This window comes from Erythrobacter sp. HL-111 (assembly GCF_900105095.1).
Lineage (GTDB): Bacteria > Pseudomonadota > Alphaproteobacteria > Sphingomonadales > Sphingomonadaceae > Erythrobacter.
Genome location: NZ_LT629743.1, coordinates 2,457,910 through 2,477,931, shown reverse-complemented (window position 1 = coordinate 2,477,931; position 20,022 = coordinate 2,457,910). Strand labels below are relative to the sequence as shown.

20 protein-coding genes are annotated in these 20,022 nt (G+C 68.2%); 10 read left to right on the top strand and 10 right to left on the bottom strand.

The window, feature by feature from the left end:
* Positions 1–25: 25 nt before the first annotated feature.
* The 4 genes from BLU08_RS11750 to BLU08_RS11735 all read right to left on the bottom strand — a co-directional run bounded on the left by BLU08_RS11750 (position 26) and on the right by BLU08_RS11735 (position 5,562).
* Positions 26–808, bottom strand: a complete 783-nt coding sequence (locus BLU08_RS11750; RefSeq protein WP_090199678.1) for a M50 family metallopeptidase — start codon at positions 806–808, stop codon at positions 26–28.
* Positions 809–811: 3 nt separating this feature from the next.
* Positions 812–1,978: an AI-2E family transporter gene (locus BLU08_RS11745; protein ID WP_233995960.1), complete on the bottom strand. Its 1,167-nt coding sequence runs from the start codon at positions 1,976–1,978 to the stop codon at positions 812–814.
* Positions 1,979–2,127: 149 nt separating this feature from the next.
* On the bottom strand, positions 2,128–4,677 hold the full coding sequence (gene gyrB, locus BLU08_RS11740; RefSeq protein WP_090199675.1) for a DNA topoisomerase (ATP-hydrolyzing) subunit B: 2,550 nt from the start codon (positions 4,675–4,677) through the stop codon (positions 2,128–2,130).
* Positions 4,678–4,758: 81 nt separating this feature from the next.
* Positions 4,759–5,562, bottom strand: coding sequence for a PIG-L family deacetylase (locus BLU08_RS11735; RefSeq protein WP_157674542.1), 804 nt, complete (start codon positions 5,560–5,562; stop codon positions 4,759–4,761).
* A gap of 130 nt (positions 5,563–5,692) precedes the next feature.
* On the opposite strand from BLU08_RS11735, the gene BLU08_RS11730 reads away from it, so the two are divergent.
* Complete coding sequence (locus BLU08_RS11730) at positions 5,693–7,246, top strand: class I adenylate-forming enzyme family protein (RefSeq protein ID WP_090199673.1); 1,554 nt, start codon at positions 5,693–5,695, stop codon at positions 7,244–7,246.
* 815 nt (positions 7,247–8,061) lie between these two features.
* Here BLU08_RS11730 and BLU08_RS11725 read toward each other — a convergent pair.
* Entirely contained in the window at positions 8,062–8,394 is a 333-nt protein-coding gene (locus BLU08_RS11725) for a UrcA family protein (RefSeq protein ID WP_157674541.1), read from the bottom strand.
* 272 nt (positions 8,395–8,666) lie between these two features.
* Here BLU08_RS11725 and guaA point away from each other — a divergent pair, with 272 nt between their 5' ends.
* From guaA to nth (BLU08_RS11700), 5 genes are all read left to right on the top strand, one after another.
* Positions 8,667–10,250, top strand: a complete 1,584-nt coding sequence (guaA, locus tag BLU08_RS11720; protein WP_090199669.1) for a glutamine-hydrolyzing GMP synthase — start codon at positions 8,667–8,669, stop codon at positions 10,248–10,250.
* 67 nt (positions 10,251–10,317) lie between these two features.
* Positions 10,318–10,962 (top strand): YceI family protein, encoded by a 645-nt coding sequence (locus BLU08_RS11715; RefSeq protein WP_090199667.1) that lies wholly within the window; start codon positions 10,318–10,320, stop codon positions 10,960–10,962.
* A 103-nt stretch (positions 10,963–11,065) separates the two neighbouring features.
* Positions 11,066–11,230 (top strand): hypothetical protein, encoded by a 165-nt coding sequence (locus BLU08_RS11710; RefSeq protein WP_157674540.1) that lies wholly within the window; start codon positions 11,066–11,068, stop codon positions 11,228–11,230.
* Positions 11,231–11,302: 72 nt separating this feature from the next.
* Positions 11,303–12,004, top strand: a complete 702-nt coding sequence (nth, locus tag BLU08_RS11705) for an endonuclease III (RefSeq protein WP_090199663.1) — start codon at positions 11,303–11,305, stop codon at positions 12,002–12,004.
* A gap of 63 nt (positions 12,005–12,067) precedes the next feature.
* On the top strand, positions 12,068–12,727 hold the full coding sequence (gene nth, locus BLU08_RS11700; protein ID WP_090199661.1) for an endonuclease III: 660 nt from the start codon (positions 12,068–12,070) through the stop codon (positions 12,725–12,727).
* 3 nt (positions 12,728–12,730) lie between these two features.
* Here the strand turns inward: nth (BLU08_RS11700) and BLU08_RS11695 are convergent, their stop codons facing one another.
* On the bottom strand, positions 12,731–13,180 hold the full coding sequence (locus tag BLU08_RS11695; RefSeq protein ID WP_157674539.1) for a hypothetical protein: 450 nt from the start codon (positions 13,178–13,180) through the stop codon (positions 12,731–12,733).
* A 164-nt stretch (positions 13,181–13,344) separates the two neighbouring features.
* On the opposite strand from BLU08_RS11695, the gene BLU08_RS11690 reads away from it, so the two are divergent.
* Complete coding sequence (locus tag BLU08_RS11690) at positions 13,345–14,331, top strand: nitronate monooxygenase family protein (RefSeq protein ID WP_090199657.1); 987 nt, start codon at positions 13,345–13,347, stop codon at positions 14,329–14,331.
* Positions 14,332–14,366: 35 nt separating this feature from the next.
* On the opposite strand, the gene BLU08_RS11685 is transcribed toward BLU08_RS11690, so the two are convergent.
* The 3 genes from BLU08_RS11685 to BLU08_RS11675 form a co-directional block, all read right to left on the bottom strand.
* Positions 14,367–14,822, bottom strand: coding sequence for a hypothetical protein (locus BLU08_RS11685; RefSeq protein WP_233995959.1), 456 nt, complete (start codon positions 14,820–14,822; stop codon positions 14,367–14,369).
* A gap of 85 nt (positions 14,823–14,907) precedes the next feature.
* The gene (locus BLU08_RS11680) at positions 14,908–15,438 is read right to left on the bottom strand and encodes a DUF4402 domain-containing protein (protein ID WP_157674538.1); all 531 of its coding nucleotides are present in this window, start codon (positions 15,436–15,438) and stop codon (positions 14,908–14,910) included.
* Between the two features lie 171 nt (positions 15,439–15,609).
* Positions 15,610–15,870, bottom strand: coding sequence for a zinc-finger domain-containing protein (locus BLU08_RS11675; protein ID WP_090199651.1), 261 nt, complete (start codon positions 15,868–15,870; stop codon positions 15,610–15,612).
* A 100-nt stretch (positions 15,871–15,970) separates the two neighbouring features.
* On the opposite strand from BLU08_RS11675, the gene BLU08_RS11670 reads away from it, so the two are divergent.
* A complete protein-coding gene (locus BLU08_RS11670) occupies positions 15,971–16,933 on the top strand; it encodes an ABC transporter ATP-binding protein (protein WP_090199649.1) in 963 nt (320 codons plus the stop codon).
* Positions 16,934–16,957: 24 nt separating this feature from the next.
* On the opposite strand, the gene BLU08_RS15265 is transcribed toward BLU08_RS11670, so the two are convergent.
* A complete protein-coding gene (locus tag BLU08_RS15265; protein WP_157674537.1) occupies positions 16,958–17,131 on the bottom strand; it encodes a hypothetical protein in 174 nt (57 codons plus the stop codon).
* A gap of 204 nt (positions 17,132–17,335) precedes the next feature.
* Between BLU08_RS15265 and nadB the strand changes: the two genes are divergently transcribed.
* Positions 17,336–18,967, top strand: a complete 1,632-nt coding sequence (nadB, locus tag BLU08_RS11665) for an L-aspartate oxidase (protein WP_090199647.1) — start codon at positions 17,336–17,338, stop codon at positions 18,965–18,967.
* 46 nt (positions 18,968–19,013) lie between these two features.
* Entirely contained in the window at positions 19,014–19,994 is a 981-nt protein-coding gene (locus tag BLU08_RS11660; RefSeq protein WP_233995958.1) for a TraB/GumN family protein, read from the top strand.
* The last annotated feature ends 28 nt before the right edge of the window (positions 19,995–20,022 follow it).

The window sequence follows — 20,022 nt, the reverse complement described above, 5'->3', positions numbered from 1 at the left end:
GCGTCCCCGCGTTTTGTCCGGGCAATCAGCGCCGGGGCCGGCGGAACCGCACGACATTGGGCGGCAGGCGCTTCGGCACGGCGCGCAGGCGCTTTTCGGCAAGGGCATAGCGCAGGCTCGCCCCGATCATCAGCGCGGAGACCCCGAGGATAAGCCCCGCCCACACCCAGTGCGGCAGGCCGAGGGCGGCTTCGATCTGGCCGGTGTCCGACAGCATCGCCTGCCCGGCGATCACCGTGCGTTCGGTGAAGAGGTAGTCGAAATCGCGCAACATGCTCATCGCCCCCAGGACCCCGAGGAATTGCAGCGAGAAGCGCACGAACCCGGCCGGCGCGCGCGCGGCGATGAGCGCGATGAGCGCGGCGACCAGAGGCAGGACGATCACCCCCACCATCGACCGGACATAGACCAGCACCGACAGCGCGATCGCGCCCGCCATCGCCCACAGCGCCGGACGCCAGGCGCGCGGATGGGCGCTCGCAAGGATCAGCACGGCTCCGACAAGGCTCGGCGCGAGCGGGCCGCCCGCCGCGATCGCCGCGCGGGTGAGGCGCGAGGCGTCCCCCGCGATGAAGCTTTCGGCGACCCCCGAACCACTGGGATAAATCACCAGCCGCTCGAAATGGTGGCCGAGCAGCAGCGCGGTGAGGCCGTGGCCCATTTCGTGGAACCAGGTGGTGAGGATCATGAAGGGATAGATGAGGTAATTGCCGAAGGGCAGCGCCGGCAGCGCGACCACCACGATCACCGCGAGGAAGAGGCGGCCGACCATCTCGGCCTGGCTGCCCGGCTGGACGAGCGAGCGCATCCCTCAGATCCCGATCGGTGTCGTGTCTTCGGCCTCGGCCCTCGCCGCCTCCGCCGTTTTCGGGCGTTTCCGCCGCGGGGCGCGGCCGTCCGGGCCGACGCGCGGGCCATAGCGCGCCTTGGCCTCGGCGGTCAGGGCGCGCTGTTCCTGCAGGATCGACCAGGTCGCGAGGAACAGCCCGGCCACGAGCGGGCCGAGCACGATGCCGGAAAAGCCAGCCAGGCTGATGCCGCCCAGCGTCGTGATCAGCACGATCCAGTCGGGAATGCCGGTGTCCCGCCCGACGAGGATCGGGCGCAGCACGTTGTCGGCCGAACTGACGATGACGAAGCCCGAGAAGAGCACGAACACCCCCTGCCACACGAAGCCGTCGAACAGCAGCCACACCCCGACCGGACCCCACACCACCACCGTGCCGACCACCGGGATGAGCGAGAAGATCGCGGTGATCACGGCCAGCAGCAGCGCGGAGGGCACGCCCGCGATGACGTAGGTGATCCCCGCGAGCGCCCCCTGGACGATGCCGACCACCACCGATCCCTTGATCGTGGCGCGCACGATGCCGAGGAAACGGTCCGCCAGACGGTCGGCGATGTCGCGCTTCAGCGGGACGGAATGGAGGATCGTCTCGCCGATCCGCTCGCCGTCGCGCAGCAGGAAGAAGATCACGTAGAGCGCAAGGGTGAAGCTCAGCACGAAGTTGAGCGCCCCGCCCCCGATCGAAACCGCCTGCTGGGCGATGTAACCCGCGCTTTCGCCGAGCAGGGCCTGCAGGCGGTCCTGCACCACGGCGAGGTTCGACCAGCCGCGCTCGTCCACCGCTTCGCGCAGGGGCCTGGGCAGCGCGCCATAGACCCAGTCGAAGGTCGCCGCGAGATCGATCGGCTGCGCCTGCAGCAGCGTGATGAGGCCAAGCGCCTGTTCGACGACCATCGACCCGATCCACAGCGCGGGCAGGAGCACGGCGAAAAAGATGATGATGAGCGAGAGCGAGGCGGCCATGTTGCGCCCGCCGCGCGTGATCCTGAGCGACCAGCGGTAGAGCGGCTGGAACATGATCGCGGCGAGCGCGGCCCACAGCAGCGGGGTGGCGAACGGCCAGGCGATCACCGCCAGCATGATCGTCACGCCCGCGAGGATCAGCAGGAAACTGGCCTGTTCGAGATCCATGTGAGGGCGCGGTTCGCTCTGCATTCGCGTCCTCTCGCCCGTTATCGTCCGCAGATCAAGCGCCGTGCGACGCCCCGGCGCGCCCGCCGTTCGGGCATCGCGATCGGCGCCCTCGGGCGCCGCCGCGCGGGGTCCGATGGCCGACGCGCTCAGACATCGAGGTTCGCCACGTTCAGGGCGTTGTCCTGGATGAATTCGCGCCGCGGCTCGACGATGTCGCCCATCAGGCGGGTGAAGATCTCGTCCGTGACGTCGGCGTCCTCGACCTTGACCTGAAGCAGGGCGCGGTTTTCGGGATCGAGCGTCGTCTCCCAGAGCTGTTCGGCGTTCATTTCGCCGAGGCCCTTGTAGCGCTGCACCGACAGCCCCTTGCGCCCGGCGGCGAGGATCGCGTCGAGCAGCTGCGTCGGCCGGTTGATCGCGTCGTCGGCGTCGCGGGCCAGTTCCTCGACCTCGGCGTCGTCGCCCGCGGCCCCCTCCTCGCTCTCGACCGGGGCATCGCCCGCCTTCACCAGCCGCATCGGCGCCGAATAGGTCTCGGCCTGGGCCATGGCGAGACCGTGGAGCTTGAGCGCCTCGGTCGAGCTGAGGAAGCGGCCGTCGATCTCGTGCACGTCGGTCACGCCGCGCCACAGCCGCGAGAACCGGACCTTGCCGTCCTCGAGCACGCGCGCGGTCCATTCGGTGTCGGGATCGCTTGCCTGCAGCCGCTGCGCGGTCGCCTGCAGCTTGTCCTCGCGCGCTTCATCCGACAGCGACGGGTCGAGCGCGCCCGACAGGGCCATCTGCTCGACCAGCGCCGGATCGTAGCGGCGCGGCACGAAGGCCATCAGGTTCCTGAACCGCAGCGCGTGTTCGACGAGGCTTCGCAGGTCTTCGCCCGAGCGCGCCCCGGCGACGGTTTCGAGCATCCGGCCCTGCAGCCCGGCATCGACGAGGTAGCGGTCGAGCGCGCCCTGGTCCTTGAGATAGACCTCGCTCCGGCCCTTGGCGACCTTGTAGAGCGGCGGCTGGGCGATGAAGAGGTGCCCGGCCTTGACGATCTCGGGCATCTGGCGATGGAAGAAGGTCAGCAGCAGCGTGCGGATGTGCGCGCCGTCCACGTCGGCGTCGGTCATGATGACGATCTTGTGGTAGCGCAGCTTCTCGAGATCGAATTCATCGCGGATGCCGGTGCCCATTGCCTGGATCAGCGTGCCGACCTCCTTGGACGAGATGATCCGGTCGAACCGGGCGCGTTCCACGTTGAGGATCTTGCCCTTGAGCGGGAGGATCGCCTGCGTCTTGCGGTCGCGGCCCTGTTTCGCCGAGCCGCCCGCCGAATCGCCCTCGACCAGGAAAAGCTCGGCCTTGGTCGCGTCGCGTTCCTGGCAGTCGGCGAGCTTGCCCGGAAGGCTCGCGACGCTCATCGCGCCCTTGCGGCTCATTTCGCGCGCGCGCCGCGCGGCCTCGCGCGCGGCGGCGGCGTCGATGATCTTCTGGATGATCGCCTTGGCGTCGGCGGGATTTTCCTCCAGCCATTCGGTCATCTTCTCGCTCATCAGGCTTTCGAGCGGCTGGCGGACCTCCGAGGAGACGAGCTTGTCCTTGGTCTGGCTGCCGAACTTGGGGTCGGGCAGCTTCACGCTGACGATCGCGGTCAGGCCTTCGCGCATGTCCTCGCCCGACAGGCTGACCTTCTCCTTCTTGAGGAAGCCCTCACGGTCGGCGTAGTTGTTGATCGTGCGGGTCAGCGCCGCGCGGAAGGCGGCAAGGTGCGTGCCCCCGTCGCGCTGCGGGATGTTGTTCGTGAAGCACAGCACGTTCTCGTAATAGCTGTCGTTCCACTGCAACGCGACGTCGATCCCGATCCCGTCCTTGTCGGCGGCGACCGCGATCGGTTCGGGAACGAGCGGCTGCTTGTTGCGGTCGAGCCACTTGACGAAGGCGGCGATCCCGCCCTCGTAATAGAGATCGTGCTCGGCGACGTCCTCGTGCCGGCGATCGCGCAGCAGGATGCGGACGCCCGAATTGAGGAAGGCGAGTTCGCGGTAGCGATGCTCGAGCTTGTCGAAATCGAATTCGGTGACGTTCTTGAACGTTTCCTCCGACGCCTTGAAGGTGACGCGGGTGCCCTTCTTGAGCCCGTTCTCGTCGCCGTTGCCGGCCACCGGCGGCGCGTCCCCGCGCACTTCGAGCGGGGCGACGGCGTTGCCGTGCTCGAAACGCATCCAGTGCTCCTTGCCGTCGCGCCAGATGACCAGTTCGAGCCATTCGGACAGGGCGTTGACCACCGACACGCCGACCCCGTGGAGCCCGCCGGAAACCTTGTAGGCGTTGTCTTCCGAGGTGTTCTCGAACTTTCCGCCCGCATGGAGCTGGGTCATGATGACCTCGGCCGCCGAAACGCCCTCTTCCTTGTGCATGTCGACGGGGATGCCGCGGCCATTGTCCTCGACGCTCACCGAGCCGTCCGGGTTGAGCTCGATCAGGACGAGGTCGCAATGGCCCGCCAGCGCCTCGTCGATGGCGTTGTCGGAAACCTCGAACACCATGTGGTGGAGGCCCGAACCGTCATCGGTGTCGCCGATATACATGCCGGGCCGCTTGCGCACGGCGTCGAGGCCTTTCAGGACCTTGATCGAATCCGCCCCGTATTCGCCGTTCTGGCGGGGCTTTTCGGGCGATGCGGGGGGTGTTGCAGGCGTGTTTTCGTCCATGTCGATTATATAGGCGCTGCCGGGGAGAAACCCAAACTCCGGCGCCGTTTCGGCGAAGTCTTTTCCACCGGAAGGGCGCCTTCAGAACGCGTTGCGAAAGCTCACCTCCCCTTTCCACACGGCAGCGTGGAAACCGGGCGCGATCATGGCCCGCGTCGCCTCGTCGAACTGGGTCGCGTGGCACCGCGCGGCGGCATCGGCGGCGGCGAGGTCGGCCTCGTCATAGGCGACGCGGACCGAGGCGAGGTCGGACGCGGCGGGGGACCAGCCCTGTTCGATCAAGGGCGCGGGCAGCGGCGCGTTGACGATGATCGGGTAGAGCAACGCCGGGCGATCACCCGCCGGCAAGGTCTGCAGGGCCTCGGTCACGAGCGCGCTCACCATCCGGTGGTCGCCGTGGCCATAGCCTCCCTCCGGCCCCCAGGTGATGACCGTGTCGGGCACGGTTTCGAGGAAGGCGGAGGTGAACAGGTCCATGAAACGCCTTGCCGGACTGCCTTCGGCGCGCGGCCTTTCGGTGAGGGTCCCGTCTGCGATCCCGCCGAGAAAGCGGATTTCGGCGCCCAGCGCATCGCCCGCGCATCGCGCCTCCTGGCGGCGCACCCGGCCGAGCGCCTCGCCGGGTTCGAATTCGCTCACGCCGGGTCCCGCATCGCCGCTGGTGGCATAGAGGATCCGCACCCGGACGCCCTCGCGCACCGCCGCGGCGAGCGCCGGGGCGACCACCAGCTCGTCATCGGGATGGGCCAGCACGACGAGAATGCTTCGCGCCTCCAGGGGATCGCGCGGCCCCGGCCGGGGGCGATCCTCCTGCGCTCCGGCCGTTCCCGTCCAGACCGCCATCCCGGCCAGCAGCGTCGCCGCCGCACCCCATGCCTTGCCCATCGCGTCCTTCTCCTGCGCCCTTTCGCCCTTTCGGCCGCGCCGGGCGTTCCCACATCCTCCCGCCCGGGTAAAACCGCCCGGGCGCGGCGAGGTCTTGCGGCGCCGCGCGGGGCGGTTATTGCTTGTGGCCATGGAGAGAGAGATCATCGCGGCCCGCCTCGCCGAGGAGTTCGGGTCCTTCACCGACATCCTGATCGACTGGGCGCGCGCGCAGCCCGACGCGACCGCGCTCGTCGACGACCGGCGCGACATTGCCTGGGCGGAGCTCGTCGGCCTCGTCGAGCGGCTCGCCGCCCGGCTGGTCGAAACCGGGCTCGAACGCGGGCAGTCGGTCGCGATCCTCGGCACGTCGAGCGTGGAATACGCGCTCGTCTTCCTTGCCGCGGTGCGGGCGGGGGGAGTCGCCGCGCCGCTCACCACCAGCGCCTCGCGCGACCAGCTCGAAGGCATGGCAAGAGATTCGGGCGCACGGCACCTTTTCATCGACGCGGGCAAGGCGGCGGAGCTCGGCCCCGATTTCATGGCGGAAATGCAGCGCGTCCCGCTCGAGGAGATCGAGCGCTGGATGGCGCCCCCGGGCGCGCGCGCGCCCGCGATCGATCCCGCGCCGGGCGATCCCTTCAACATCATCTATTCGTCGGGCACGACGGGCATTCCCAAGGGGATCGTCCATTCGCACCGGATGCGCTGGCGCCAGTTCGCCGCGACCGCGCTGTCCTATCTCGGCGCCGGGATCGAGGTCCGCTCGCTCGCCTCGACGCCGCTCTATTCGAACACCACGATGGTCGCCTTCCTCCCCGTGCTGCTTGCCGGGGGGACGGTGCGGATCATGGGCAAGTTCGATCCCGCGCGCTGGCTCGATCATGCCGCGGCCGACCGGACCACGGTGACGATGCTGGTGCCGGTGCAATACCAGCGGCTGATGGATTTCGAGCGCCTGGATGAATTCGACCTTTCCGCCCTGGCGCTCAAATACTGCACCTCCGCGCCCTTCTCGCCCGAGCTCAAGCGCGAGGTCCTGCGGCGGATGCCGGGCGGGCTGATCGAGATCTATTCGATGACCGAGGGCGGCGTCGTGTGCCTCCTGCCCGCGCACGAATTCCCCGACAAGCTGCACACGGTCGGCCGGCCTGCCCCGGGGAGCGAGCTGAAGGTGCTCGACGACGAGGACCGCGAGGTGCCTCCCGGCACGCCGGGGCACCTGGTGGGGCGCTCGCAGACGATGATGCTCGGCTACAGGAACCGCCCCGACAAGACCCTCGAGGCGCAGTGGACCGATCCCGCGACCGGCGAGGTCTGGATGCGGATGGGCGATATCGGGCGGGTCGATGCGGACGGCTTCGTCGAACTCGTCGGGCGGGCCAAGGACATGATCATCTCCGGCGGGTTCAACATCTATCCCAGCGATCTCGAGGCCGAGCTGATGAAGGAACCGGAAGTGGTCGAAGCCGCGGTCGTCGGCGCGGCCTCGCGGCGCTGGGGGGAAAGCCCGGTCGGCTTCGTGCGGCTGGCGGCGGGGGCGCGCGAGCCGGGGGCGATCCTCGAAGCGGTCAACCGGCGGCTCGGCAAGACCCAGCGCCTCGCCGCGCTGCACCGGGTGGAGGAGATGCCCCGCAGCCATATCGGCAAGCTCCTGAAAAGCGAACTGCGCGAGACGGCCGAGCGGCTCGGCGGCGTCGCATAGGCCCCGGAAACACGAAAGCGCGCGCCGCAGGTCGCGGCGCGCGCTTTCGCACGGTTCGATCCGTGGCCGGTCCGCTCAGACGAGAATCGTGTTGAGCGTGGTACCGGTGATCGCGAGCGCGAGGACGAACGCGACCATCTTTTCGCTGATGGCACCCATGGCATTGCTCCTTCAAGAAAGGCCGGCGGCGCGCCGCGGCGGATGCCGTTGCGAGCGCCGTCCGGCGCAAGGGGGAAATAGCATTGCGGAGTTATTTAGTTACTCCTTTTGGCACGAAAGTTACCGCTTACCGCAATCGAAAAATCCGATGCCGGCCGCCATCGGAGGGGCCGACCGGACGCTTGCGGATCAGCGGTGGGAGACGCGGCCGCCTTTCGGGTTGGGGGAGGAATGGGGCGGCCGCGTCTCGCTCGCTGATGGCCCGGGCGGCGGTGCGAAGGCGGGCGGATGGCCGCGGGGAGACGCTCGGGGAAGCGTTCGGCGATCCGTCATCCGTCTCTTCGCCGCGAAGGACAGCCAGGGCGCGGGGTACGCCGGGCTGCCTGCCGGGGCCAGCAGACTGCCTCCGGGCGGCCGTTTTCGGTCCGCCGGAAGGCCTGCATCGGGCGAGGAGGAGAGAGGAGCCTCGCCGCGCTGCAGCGCCTGAATGGCGCCGGGTTGCGCGAAACGCAAATGCGAAAATGCGTAATTATATTGCTATTATTGCAATCTTTTGAACAAACGCCTGATCTTTAAGACCTTTGTTTCGCAGATGCAAAACGGCCGCCGAACGCGAGTCCGGCGGCCGTTTCGGCATCGGGCGGGCGCGAAGCCGCTCAGTTGGCGGCGACGGTCCGGCCGCGGCGCGCTTCGGCGGCGGCGAGACGCTCGACCTCGGCGAGGGCGACGGTGCGCGCTTCCTTGACGCACTTCTCGTCGACCAGCGGGCCGACGACATAGGCCGGGCGCGAGGACATCGTGCAGGCGCGGCGCAGTTCGGCCTCGACGCGCTGTTCGAGCGCGGCGCGGTCTTCGGCCTTGGCGAGGTCGAGATCGTCGTAGGAGATCCGCACCTCGACGGTTTCGTCGGTGCCCTGCGGCGCGGCGACGGCCGGAACGGCGACGGCGGAGAGGGCTGCGAGGGCGATCATGGGCAGGGTGAAACGCATTGGTCGGGTTCCTTGGTTCGAAGAGGTTGCGATGCCGCGGACCGGCATTCAGTTGCTGTTTGAAACCATGGTGCACCGCACAAAATCATTTCGCAAATGCGAAAACCTCCAATATCGTTCCATTCTTTGCAACATGGCGGCGGGTTTTTGCGGGAACCGATTTCGATGCGGGCCTCCGGCGCTCCCGGGCTCCCGCGTCTGCCCGGGGCCGCTGGCAAAGGCGCGCGCAAGGACGCTGGACAGCCCCGCCATGCCGCGCCTAACTGCGCGCCATGCAGGACGACGCGACCCCTTCCGATCCGGATTCGATCCTGATCGTCGATTTCGGCAGCCAGGTGACCCAGCTCATCGCCCGGCGCGTGCGCGAGGCCGGGGTCTATTCGGAGATCGCCCCCTTCACCAAGGCCGAGGAGGCCTTCGCCCGGCTGAACCCCAGGGGCATCATCCTGTCGGGCTCTCCCGCCAGCGTGCCCGAAGACGGCAGCCCGCGCGCACCGCAGGCCCTTTTCGAGGCGGGCGTGCCGATCCTCGGCATCTGCTACGGCCAGCAGGTCATGACCCAGCAGCTCGGCGGCGAGGTCCGGCCCGGCCACGAAACCGGCGAAGGCGGCGAATTCGGCCGGGCCTTCCTCACCGTCACCAGGGATTGCGCCCTGTTCGACGGGCTCTGGCGCGAAGGCGAGCGGCACCAGGTCTGGATGAGCCACGGCGACAAGGTCACCGAGTTCGCCCCCGGCTTCGAGATCGTCGCCACATCCGACGGCGCGCCCTTCGCGGTGATCGCGGACGAGAAACGCCGGTTCTACGGCACCCAGTTCCACCCCGAAGTCGTCCACACGCCCGACGGCGGCAAGCTGCTCGCCAATTTCGTGCGCCATGTCTGCGGGCTCGCCGGGGACTGGACCATGGCCGAGTTCCGCAAGACCAAGATCGAGGAGATCCGCGCGCAGGTGGGCGACGGCAAGGTCATCTGCGGCCTGTCTGGCGGGGTCGATTCGGCGGTCGCGGCGGTCCTCATCCACGAGGCGATCGGGGACCGGCTCACCTGCGTCTTCGTCGACCACGGGTTGATGCGGATGAACGAGGCCGAACAGGTCGTCTCGCTGTTCCGCGATTCCTACAACATCCCGCTCGTCGCGGTGGACGCGGAGGAGACCTTCCTCGAAGGCCTCGCCGGCGTCACCGATCCCGAGGCGAAGCGCAAGTTCATCGGCAAGGCCTTCATCGACCTGTTCGAGGCCGAGGCGAAGAAGATCGGCGGGGCGGATTTCCTCGCCCAGGGCACGCTCTATCCCGACGTGATCGAAAGCGTCAGCTTCACCGGCGGGCCGAGCGTCACGATCAAGAGCCACCACAATGTCGGCGGCCTGCCCGAACGCATGAACATGAAGCTGGTCGAGCCGCTGCGCGAGCTGTTCAAGGACGAGGTGCGCGAACTGGGCCGCGAACTGGGCCTGCCCGAAGCCTTCGTCGGCCGCCATCCCTTCCCCGGCCCCGGCCTTGCCATCCGCATCCCGGGGGAGGTGACGAAGGAGCGCTGCGACATCCTCAGGAAGGCCGACGCGATCTATCTGGAGGAGATCCGCAATGCCGGGCTCTACGACGCGATCTGGCAGGCATTCGCGGTGCTGCTGCCGGTCAAGACCGTGGGCGTGATGGGCGACGGGCGAACCTATGACAGCGTGTGCGGCCTGCGCGCCGTGACCTCGACCGACGGCATGACGGCGGACGTCTATCCCTTCGACGCGGGTTTCCTGAACCAGGTCGCGACCCGCATCGTGAACGAGGTGCGGGGCATCAACCGCGTCGTCTACGACATCACATCCAAGCCGCCAGGCACGATCGAATGGGAATGACCGCAAGGGCCGCAACCGGCCCGCAGTGAACGCATTTGACTGCAACAGTTCCACCGGGGGAGTCGACATGAACCGGATTTCGAAGACCGCCGCTTTCGCCATCGCTGCGCCCGCGAGCCTCGCGCTGGCCGCCTGCGGGACACAGGCAGAGGAAGCCCCGCCCGCCAATACCGGCGAATGGCGGATCGTGCCCGAGGCCTCGCGCCTGACCTATGTCTCGGTAAAGTCGGGCGAGGTGCTCGAGACCAATCGCTTCACCGGCCTCGCCGGCTCGGTCAGCGAGAACGGCACGGCGACGGTGACGATCGACCTTTCGACCCTCGAAACCGGGGTCGACATCCGCAACCAGCGGATGCGCGACCTGTTCTTCGAAATCGCCGACCATCCGACCGCCACCGTCACCGCCGAGATCGATCCCGCAGCCTTCGCCGATCTCGCGATCGGGGAGACGAGGGTGCAGCCGCTCGCCGCGACGCTCGACCTCAAGGGCGTCGAAGGGCAGATCGACACGCAGGTCGACGTGACCCGCACCGCTCCCGACCGCGTGACGGCGGTTTCGAGCGAACCGGTGCTCGTCTATGCCGACGCCTTCGGGCTCGGCGAGGGGATCGAACAATTGCGCGAGCTCGCGGACCTGCCTTCGATCACCCCGGCGGTCCCCGTGACCTTCGCGCTGGCGTTCGAACGCGAGGAATCGCCCACAGCCGATTGATCGCCGTCAATGCGCGGCCCTGCACCGCCGGGCAGGTTCGCGGTCGCTTCCGCAAGACCGTAAGAGCGAAACAATGTTGAAGATCGCACTTGTCCTGTTTCCCATGATCGCGACGACCCTGATGGGGATCGCCGTAATTGCCGTGCTGACGATGGACCTTCAGGCCGGGATGCAACCGATCGCGATTGCGGCGCTCGTCGCTTTCGTGCTGTCGGTTCCGGCCTCCTGGTTCATCGCGCGTCAGATCCCGGGCGTCGGCAAGACCTGACCCCCGCCTGGCCGGGCACTTGCACGGGAGTGGCTCTTGCACGGGGGCGGGCGCTCGGCCATTCCTGCGCCGATGGAGCTCGATCTCGGCCCCGATCCGCGAAGCGACATCCTGCGCGCGATGCAGGCCGAGCTGATCGCGCGCTTCGGCCGGATCGTGCGTCCGCCGGACAAGCGCCGCACGCCCGAATGGGTCCTGGTTCACGGCGTCATCGGAGCGCAGACTAGGACCGCGGCCTCCAACGCCTCGACCGACGCGCTTCTCGCCGAATACGGATCGTGGGAAGCGGTCGCCGCCGCGCCGGTGGCCGAACTCGAAGCGCGCCTCGCCCGTCAGACCTTTCCCGCCGTCGCGGCCGGGCGGCTGAAGGCCTGCCTCGCGGCGATCATCGCCGAGCGGGGGAGCGTCGACCTGAGGCACCTCTCGAACGTTCCGACGGCGGAGGCGATGGCCTGGCTCGAACGCCTGCCCGGCATCGCGCGCAAGGTTTCGGCGGGAGTGATGAACGCGAGCACTTTCGAGCGCCGCGCGATGGTGATCGACGGGCACCACCGCCGCATCATGCAACGCATGGGGATCGTCCCCGCCCGCGCCGACACCGCGCGGACCTTCGACACGCTGATGCCGCTCGTGCCCGCCGAATGGAGCGCCGCGGACATGGACGAACATCACCTGCTGCTCAAGTCGCTCGGCCAGACCGCCTGCCGCCCGCGCGCGCCCCGTTGCGGCGGGTGCCCGGTGCGCGCGCTGTGCGAGACGGGCCGGACAGGGTGACGGGAACCGGGCCGGGGGCCTGTTCGCTGTCCTTCGCATGGGCGAAACCGGGCACCGGGGCGCATGATCGCCAAAGACGAGGTCGAGGAAGTCTATCGCCGCCTCGCCGAGGCGATGCCGGGCCGCGGAAAGGGCGCGAAAGGGCCGAAGGGGCAGCCCGACGCCTTCCGCTCGTGCATCGCCTGCATGCTTTCCGCGCAATCGCTCGACCGCAACACCGAAGCGGCGACCAAGGCGCTGTTCCGCCTCGCGGAAACGCCCGGGGAAATGCTCGCACTGGAGGACGACGCGATCCGCGACGCGATCAGGCCCTGCGGCCTCTACAACATGAAGACGAAGAACATCCGCCGCTTCTGCGAGACGCTGATCGAGGAGCATGACGGGATCATCCCCGACACCCGCGAAGGGCTGCTTGCGCTTCCCGGTATCGGGCGGAAATGCGCCGACATCGTGCTGAGCTTCACCTTCGGGAAGGACGTGATCGCGGTCGACACCGATGTCCACCGGGTGTGCAACCGGATCGGGCTGACGCGGGCCAAGACCGCCGAGAAGACCGCGCACCAGCTCGAGGAACGCAGCCCCCGGTGGGCGCTTGGCGAGGGGCATTTCTGGCTCATCCAGTTCGGCAAGAAGGTGTGCCGGGCGCGCACGCCGAGGTGCGACGCCTGCGTGGTCTGCGACATCTGCGAAACCGGCCCGATCGGGCGCGCGGCCGACGCCTGAAGCCTATCGTCCCGGCCGGGGCAGGACGATGCGCTGGGCCGTGTGCCCGGCGAGGGCCGCGACCCCGACGACGAGCGCCAGCGCGAGATAGTCGCCGCCGCCGTTCATCACGCCCGGCGGGGCGAAACCGAACAGGAACAAGGCGAAGAAGCCGAAGCCGATCGCCCCGCCCATCGCCGCTCCGAGCCATCGCGCCGGACCCGCGAGCCCGAGAAAGACGAGCACGAGGACCGTCCCGAGCGGAGCGATGACGCACACCGCCGCGGCCGCCGTGAACAGCAGGCCGTAGAAGCCGCCGACCAGGAGGACATCGAACGCCGCCTCGGGGCCCGCCTCGATCAGGGCGAGGACAAAGGCGAAGGCGAGAAGCACGAGGAAGACGAGGCCGCAAGCGACCAGGTTCGCGACGAAGATGCGGCCGATTCCCGGCCGCTCGCCTGCATTCCGGTCCACCATCGCCCCTTTCGCGACGTGTCATACAGCTTCTCCGGGGCCGCCGGAAGCCCCCGCGACGCTACGGCAGGCGCGCCCCTCGGCGGCCTTGCCAAGACCGGGCTTGCAAGCCGCGCCCAACTCCGCTTGTCTTGGGCGCGAACACGCCTTCGAGGGAGAGCCACATGAAGACCGCCATCACCGAAATGTTCGGCATCGAGCACCCCATCATCCAGGGCGGGATGCACTATGTCGGGTTCGCCGAAATGGCGGCCGCCGTTTCCAATGCGGGCGGGCTCGGCATCATCACGGGCCTGACTCAGGGCACGCCCGAAAAGCTCGCCAACGAGATCGCGCGCTGCAAGGACATGACCGACAAGCCCTTCGGCGTGAACCTGACCATCCTGCCGACCCTCACGCCGCCCGATTATCCGGGTCTGGTGAAAGCGGTGATCGACGGCGGCGTGCCGGTGGTCGAAACCGCCGGGCGCAACCCGATCGACCTGCTCGGGCCGTTGAAGGACGCGGGCATCAAGGTGATCCACAAGTGCACCAGCGTGCGCCACTCCCTGAAGGCGCAGGAGATCGGCTGCGATGCGGTCAGCGTCGACGGGTTCGAATGCGGCGGCCATCCGGGCGAGGACGATGTGCCCAATTTCATCCTGCTGCCCCGCGCGGCGGACGAGCTGGAGATCCCCTTCGTCTCGTCGGGCGGGATGGCCGACGGGCGCAGCCTCGTCGCCAGCCTCGCGATGGGCGCGCAGGGCATGAACATGGGCACGCGCTTCATCGCGACCAAGGAGGCGCCCGTACACGAGAACGTCAAGCGCGCCATCGTCGAGGCGAGCGAACTCGACACGCGCCTCGTCATGCGCCCGCTGCGCAACACCGAGCGGGTGATGACCAACGCCGCGGTGGAGCGGCTGCTCGAAAAGGAACAGGAACTGGGCGACGCGATCACGATCCAGGACATCCTGCCCGAGGTCGCCGGGGTCTATCCCGCGATCATGCTGGAGGGCGAGATGGACAAGGGCGCGTGGTCCTGCGGCATGGTCGCCGGGCTGATCCACGACATCCCGACCTGCAAGGAGCTGATCGACCGGATCATGCGCGAGGCGGACGAGATACTCGAGCGGATGAACGCGATGAGCCGGGCGCGCGTCGCGGCCTGACGCCGTCGGCGCCCCCGTCGTTGCAACCCTTCGCCCTAGCCCTCCTCGGCGTCCTCGACCAGGGTATAGGGCACGAAGTCCTCGAGGAAGACCGTGCCGGTGAAGAAGCCGAGGATGGGGTCGATCGTGGTCACGACGTCGAGCCGGCACAGCTCGCTCGCCCGGAAACGCTGCGTGACGAGCGCCTGCCTGCGGTCGATGTCCTCGGGATTGGCGGTGCGCTGGACATAGATCGTCTTGCCTCGCCCATAGACATAGGCGGTGCGGTCGATCGTGCGCATCGGCTGGTTGGGAAAGACGCGGATGCAGTCGACCGGCTCCCCGCGGACCCTGCCCTCGAGCAGCCTGGCGAGCTGCCTTTCCCCCTTCGTCATCTCCTCCGCCTCGGCCGGGGGCGGATCGTCCTGCGCCTGGAGCGCGGCCGGGGCCGCGAGCGCGAAGGCGGCGCCGATGACGAACATCGCGCGCGTCATGCGGAAAGGTCGTTTCACGGCTGCGTTCCTGTCAGACATGGCCGCAGGATTACCCCGTCCTGCCTGAACCGGCCATGAGCATCCGCCCGGCCCGATTTCCCGCTCACTCGTATTCGAGGCTGACCGTGAATTCGCCGCGATAGATCCCCGGCGTCTGGTTCGCCCCCACGCGCAGCCGGCCGACGATGGTGAAGGCGAAGTAGCCGTCGGGATTGGCGATCCGGAAGCGGGCGGGATTGGTGCGGATCCGCACCGGCGGCACGCTCCCGATCGAGAGCCGGTCGAGCCGCATCGTCTCGCCCCCGCCGTCGCGGGTGAGGATGTAATTGTTGCGATCGACATTGATCAGCAGGGTCTGGTTGAAGGTGCCGTAGCCCCAGAACAGCGCCGGGCCCGGATCGCCGCCGGCCGCCGTGACCCCGCCGGTGGTCGCCATGTTGCCGTTGGTGTCCATCGTCACCGTGCCGGAGGACTGCCCCGCGATGATGCCCCCGAAATCGAGATCGGTGTCCTTGACGAAGGAAAGCGGCGTCAGGACGAGGGTGCGCGCGTCGCTCGCGCTGGTGTCGCCGTCCTGCGCCGCTGCCGCGGTGCCCAGGACGGCCGCCAGCAGGGCGGCGATCGCCCGCAGCAAGCCGGCGCGTGAACAAATGCGCGAAAGGCGCGAAATGGCGGGAGCGAAGACCTGCGCGGCCCGCCCCTGTCTCGAAAATCCGGTCATCTGGCCTCGCCTGGTCCTGCGTGGTCCAAGCCTGTTAGACGCGATGGATTAACAATGCTTTGAGAGCGGCCCCCGCGGCCGGTTTCAGCGGTGCCCGGGGTCGGCCCCTTCGCTGATGTCCTTGAGCGCGGCCTGGTCCACCCCGTCCGCCGGCCCGCCCCTGAGGACGAAACGCCGGTCGCAATAGCCGCAATCGACATAGCCGTGCTCGTCGATCTCGAGATAGATGCGCGGATGGCCGAGCGCGGCGGGACGATAGCCGGCGCCGCCGCGGATGCCGCTCGATCCGTCGCAGCTCACCCGGCGCGTATCGACCAGCAGGACTTCGGGAGGGGGCGTGTTCATGGGCCGGTCCTCTATAACAGCTTGCGGGCAAGCTCAATCGCCCATCGTGCCCGGCTGCGGCGCTTGCTTTGCCGGGCGCGATCTTTCATGGGACGGGGCGATGTCCGCCGAGCCCGCCATCCGGATCGACAACCTGGTCAAGCGCTATGCCCCGCCCAAGGGGGTCAAGGGCGCGAAAAGCGCGGAGGAGGCGGAGGGCAAGCTCGCGCTGGCCGGGGTCAGCTTCGACGTGCCCGAAGGTTCGATCTTCGGCCTGCTCGGCCCCAATGGCGCGGGCAAGTCGACGCTGATCAACATCCTCGCAGGGCTGGTCAACAAGACCTCCGGCCGGGCCGAGATCTGGGGCTTCGACATCGACGAACACCGCCGCAACGCCAGTCGGGCGATCGGCATCGTGCCGCAGGAAATCGTGTTCGACCCGTTCTTCACCCCCTTCGAGGTGCTGGAGAACCAGGGCGGTTTCTACGGCATCCCCAAGGCGCGCCGGCGGAGCATGGAACTGCTCGAGGCGGTGCGCCTCGCGGACAAGCGCAACGCCTATGCCCGCACGCTGTCGGGGGGCATGAAGCGGCGCCTGCTGGTGGCCAAGGCGATGGTCCATTCGCCCCCGATCCTCGTGCTCGACGAACCGACCGCCGGGGTCGATGTCGAACTGAGGCGGCAATTGTGGGAACTGGTCGCCGAACTCAACCGCGAGGGCGTGACCGTCGTGCTCACCACGCACTACCTCCAGGAGGCGGAGGAATTGTGCGACCGCATCGCGATCATCAACCACGGTCGGTTGATCGCGAACAAGCCGACCCGCGAACTCGTCGAGATGGCGCGCGAGAAGGTCGTCGCGGTGACCGTGGCGAGCGAACTTTCCGAAGCGCCCCGGCACGAGGCCTTCATCCGCTCGGACCTGACCGGGGAACACTCGCTCGAGATCACCTATGACAAGGATCGCCTGAACGCAGGGCAGGTCCTCGCCATCCTGCAGGAGCAGGGCCTTAGGATCGAGGACGTGACCACGCGCGAAGCCGATCTCGAGGATGTCTTCGTCCAGCTGACCGGATCCGGCTGAACGCCCCCGGCCCGCCTGCCGCGGTCAGGGCCGCTCGGGCTCGTCCTCCCGTTCGCGCCATTGCCTGTGCGCGATGCGTTCGATCGGGGTGCGGCAGTGGCGACATTCCCCGACATACTTGCGCCCGTTCCACTTGACGTAGCGGCGCAGCGGCTCGTGGCGACCGAGGAGGCAGGTGATCGGCGAGAGGAAGGACATGTCTTGGCCCCGCGATTGGGAAAGGGGTTTCCGGCCGGCAGCGATGAGGGGCAACGCCCCGGCAATCCACCGCGAAGCTAGGGCGGCGGCGCGCCGCGCGCACCTCGTGGAGATTACTGAGGCCCGCCCGCCGGCGCCGGGCACCGCCCCCGCGGCGCGCGCTTTCCCTTGCCCGGCGCCGGTTTGCGCGCCAAAGCCTGCAGGATGAACGAGGCGAATGCAGGGGAAACCAGCGCGGCGGCGGGCGAACCGGACGTGGCCGGGCATGACGTGGTCGTGATCGGATCGGGCGCGGCGGGGCTGACCGCGGCGCTCGCGCTCGCCGTCTCGAAACGTGTGCTGGTGCTCGCCAAGGGCTCGCTTACGGGCGGGTCCACCGCATGGGCGCAGGGCGGCATCGCCGCCGTGCTCGACGCGGGCGACACCTTCGAGAACCACGTGCGCGACACGATGGTGGCGGGCGCGGGCCTGAACGACCGCGAGGCGGTGGAATTCGTGATCGAGCGTGCGCCCGCGAGCATCGACCGTCTGTGCGAACTCGGCGTGCCCTTCAACCGTGACGAGGATACGCTCCACCTCACCCGCGAGGGCGGCCATTCGCATCGGCGGATCGTCCATGTCGACGATGCGACCGGCTGGGCGGTGCAGGACGCGCTGCTGAGCGCGGCGCGCAAGAACCCCAACATCACCCTGCTGCCCGGGCGGACCTGCATCGACCTCATCACCGACCGCCACCGCGAGCACTATTCGGGCGCGGGCCACGTCTGGGGCGTCTATGCGCTGAACGAGGAGACCGGCCGGGTCGAGCGCCACGTCGCCCGCGCCACCGTGCTCGCGAGCGGCGGGGCGGGGCGCTGCTACCTCTTCTCCACCGCCCCGCGCGGCGCGACCGGTGACGGCATCGCGATGGCGTGGCGGGCGGGCGCGCGCGTCTCCAACATGGAGATGATGCAGTTCCACCCGACCTGCCTCTACAATCTCGACGTCAAGAACTTCCTCATCACCGAGGCCGTGCGGGGCGAAGGGGGGCGCCTCATCAATCCGCGCACGGGCAAGCGGTTCATGACCTATTACGATCCCGAACGCATGGAACTCGCGCCGCGCGACGTGGTGGCGCGCGCGATCGATGCCGAGATCAAGCGTTTCGGCCTCGACTACGTCCATCTCGACATCAGCCACGAGGACCCGGCCTTCGTCCGCCGCCATTTCCCGACCATCCACGAAAAGCTTTCCGGTCTCGGCATCGACATGACGACGGGGCCGATCCCCGTGGTCCCCGCGCAGCATTACACCTGCGGCGGGGTGGTGGTGGACCTCTACGCGCGCACCGACCTTCCCGGCCTGTGGGCGGCGGGCGAATGCACCGAAAGCGGCCTCCACGGCGCCAATCGCCTCGCGTCCAATTCCCTGCTCGAATGCTTCGTCTTCGGAGAGGCGGCGGCGAGCGACATCCTCACCATGTGGGACGAGCTCGACGAACCGCCCGCGATCCTGCCGTGGGACGAAAGCCGCGTGACCGATTCGGACGAAGAGGTCGTCATCAAGCAGAACTGGACCGAAATCCGCCGCTTCATGTGGAACTATGTCGGCATCGTGAGGACGACCAAACGCCTCGAACGCGCCGCGCACCGGATCGAACTCTTGAAGCGCGAGGTCGAGGACTATTATGGCTCCTTCCGCGTCACGACCGACCTCATCGAACTGCGCAATCTGCTGCAATCGGCCGAACTGATCGTGAAAAGCGCGCTCGCCCGCAAGGAGAGCCGGGGGCTGCACTACACGCTCGATTATCCGGAGACGCGGGCGGAGCCGCGCGATACGGTGCTGGTGCCGTAACTCCTGTCATCCCCGCGAACGCGGGGACCCGGAGCGTTCAAGCGCGATGCAGGATAGCAGGGATACCTATTCGATCATGCACACCCGCCACCTCGCTCTCCTGCTCGCAGCCCTCGCCGCCCCCCTTGGCGCACAAGGCACCGCGCAGGACCCCGCTCCCCAATCCGAAAACGCCATCCTCGTCACCGCGCAGCGTTCGGGCGCGCCGATGTGGACGATCGACACCGAAGAAGGCGCGATCATCCTTGTCGGGGAAATCCGCGCCGTTCCGCAAGCGACGCCGTGGCGGCCCGATAGGCTCGAGGAGGCGGTGGGCGAATCGCAGCGGGTGATCCTGCGCTCACGGCCCAAGTTCTCGCCCGGCGATTTCTTCCGCGTGATGTTCCGCGCCGGGCGGTTCCTGAAACTGCCGGACAAGAGCGTCGCGGGCGATTACCTCGACGAAGCACAGCGCGCCCGCCTCGCCGCGCTGGAGGCAGAATACGACAAGGACTACGACCGTTCGAGCTTCCTGATGACCGGGTTCGACCTGCTCGCCCGCAGGCTCGATTTCAACGACGATACGCTCGACGATGCAACCGAAGTGGTGAAGGATGCGGCGAAGAAGGCCGATGTGGAGATCATCCGCCCGCCCCGCTTCCGCGGCGAGGACCTGCTCGACAGCCTCTCCGAAGCCGATCCGCGCAGCCACATTCCCTGCCTCGAAGCCGCGATGACCGCGACCGAGATCGGCCCCGAGATCATCGAGGCGCGAGGGCTCGCGTGGCGCCGGTTCGACATTCCGGGCGTGATGGAAAACCCGCTCGAAATCGCGCTCGGATCGTGCTGGCCCTGGGCCGATCCGCAATTGGGCGAGGAGATCCGCGGCATCTGGGTCGATTCGATCACGCAGGCCATGGGCGAGGACGGCGTCACCGTCGCGGTCGTCCCCTTGCGCGTGCTGGCGGAGCCGGACGGCGTACTCGACATGCTCGAAGGCCAGGGCGCGGTCATCATGGGGCCGGACTGGCGCGGGCCGGACGAATGACGCGACGGCAGGCTTGAACTGATCCGCT

Coding starts and splice junctions, on each gene's coding strand:
- BLU08_RS11715 (WP_090199667.1), top strand. CDS start 10,318: ATGAACCGGATTTCGAAGACCGCCGCTTTCGCCATCGCTGCGCCCGCG.
- BLU08_RS11710 (WP_157674540.1), top strand. CDS start 11,066: ATGATCGCGACGACCCTGATGGGGATCGCCGTAATTGCCGTGCTGACG.
- BLU08_RS11660 (WP_233995958.1), top strand. CDS start 19,014: ATGCAGGATAGCAGGGATACCTATTCGATCATGCACACCCGCCACCTC.
- nadB (WP_090199647.1), top strand. CDS start 17,336: ATGAACGAGGCGAATGCAGGGGAAACCAGCGCGGCGGCGGGCGAACCG.
- gyrB (WP_090199675.1), bottom strand. CDS start 4,677: ATGGACGAAAACACGCCTGCAACACCCCCCGCATCGCCCGAAAAGCCC.
- BLU08_RS11670 (WP_090199649.1), top strand. CDS start 15,971: ATGTCCGCCGAGCCCGCCATCCGGATCGACAACCTGGTCAAGCGCTAT.
- BLU08_RS11750 (WP_090199678.1), bottom strand. CDS start 808: ATGCGCTCGCTCGTCCAGCCGGGCAGCCAGGCCGAGATGGTCGGCCGC.
- nth (WP_090199663.1), top strand. CDS start 11,303: ATGGAGCTCGATCTCGGCCCCGATCCGCGAAGCGACATCCTGCGCGCG.
- guaA (WP_090199669.1), top strand. CDS start 8,667: ATGCAGGACGACGCGACCCCTTCCGATCCGGATTCGATCCTGATCGTC.
- BLU08_RS11745 (WP_233995960.1), bottom strand. CDS start 1,978: ATGGATCTCGAACAGGCCAGTTTCCTGCTGATCCTCGCGGGCGTGACG.
- BLU08_RS11675 (WP_090199651.1), bottom strand. CDS start 15,870: ATGAACACGCCCCCTCCCGAAGTCCTGCTGGTCGATACGCGCCGGGTG.
- nth (WP_090199661.1), top strand. CDS start 12,068: ATGATCGCCAAAGACGAGGTCGAGGAAGTCTATCGCCGCCTCGCCGAG.
- BLU08_RS11690 (WP_090199657.1), top strand. CDS start 13,345: ATGAAGACCGCCATCACCGAAATGTTCGGCATCGAGCACCCCATCATC.
- BLU08_RS11725 (WP_157674541.1), bottom strand. CDS start 8,394: ATGCGTTTCACCCTGCCCATGATCGCCCTCGCAGCCCTCTCCGCCGTC.
- BLU08_RS15265 (WP_157674537.1), bottom strand. CDS start 17,131: ATGTCCTTCCTCTCGCCGATCACCTGCCTCCTCGGTCGCCACGAGCCG.
- BLU08_RS11735 (WP_157674542.1), bottom strand. CDS start 5,562: ATGGGCAAGGCATGGGGTGCGGCGGCGACGCTGCTGGCCGGGATGGCG.
- BLU08_RS11730 (WP_090199673.1), top strand. CDS start 5,693: ATGGAGAGAGAGATCATCGCGGCCCGCCTCGCCGAGGAGTTCGGGTCC.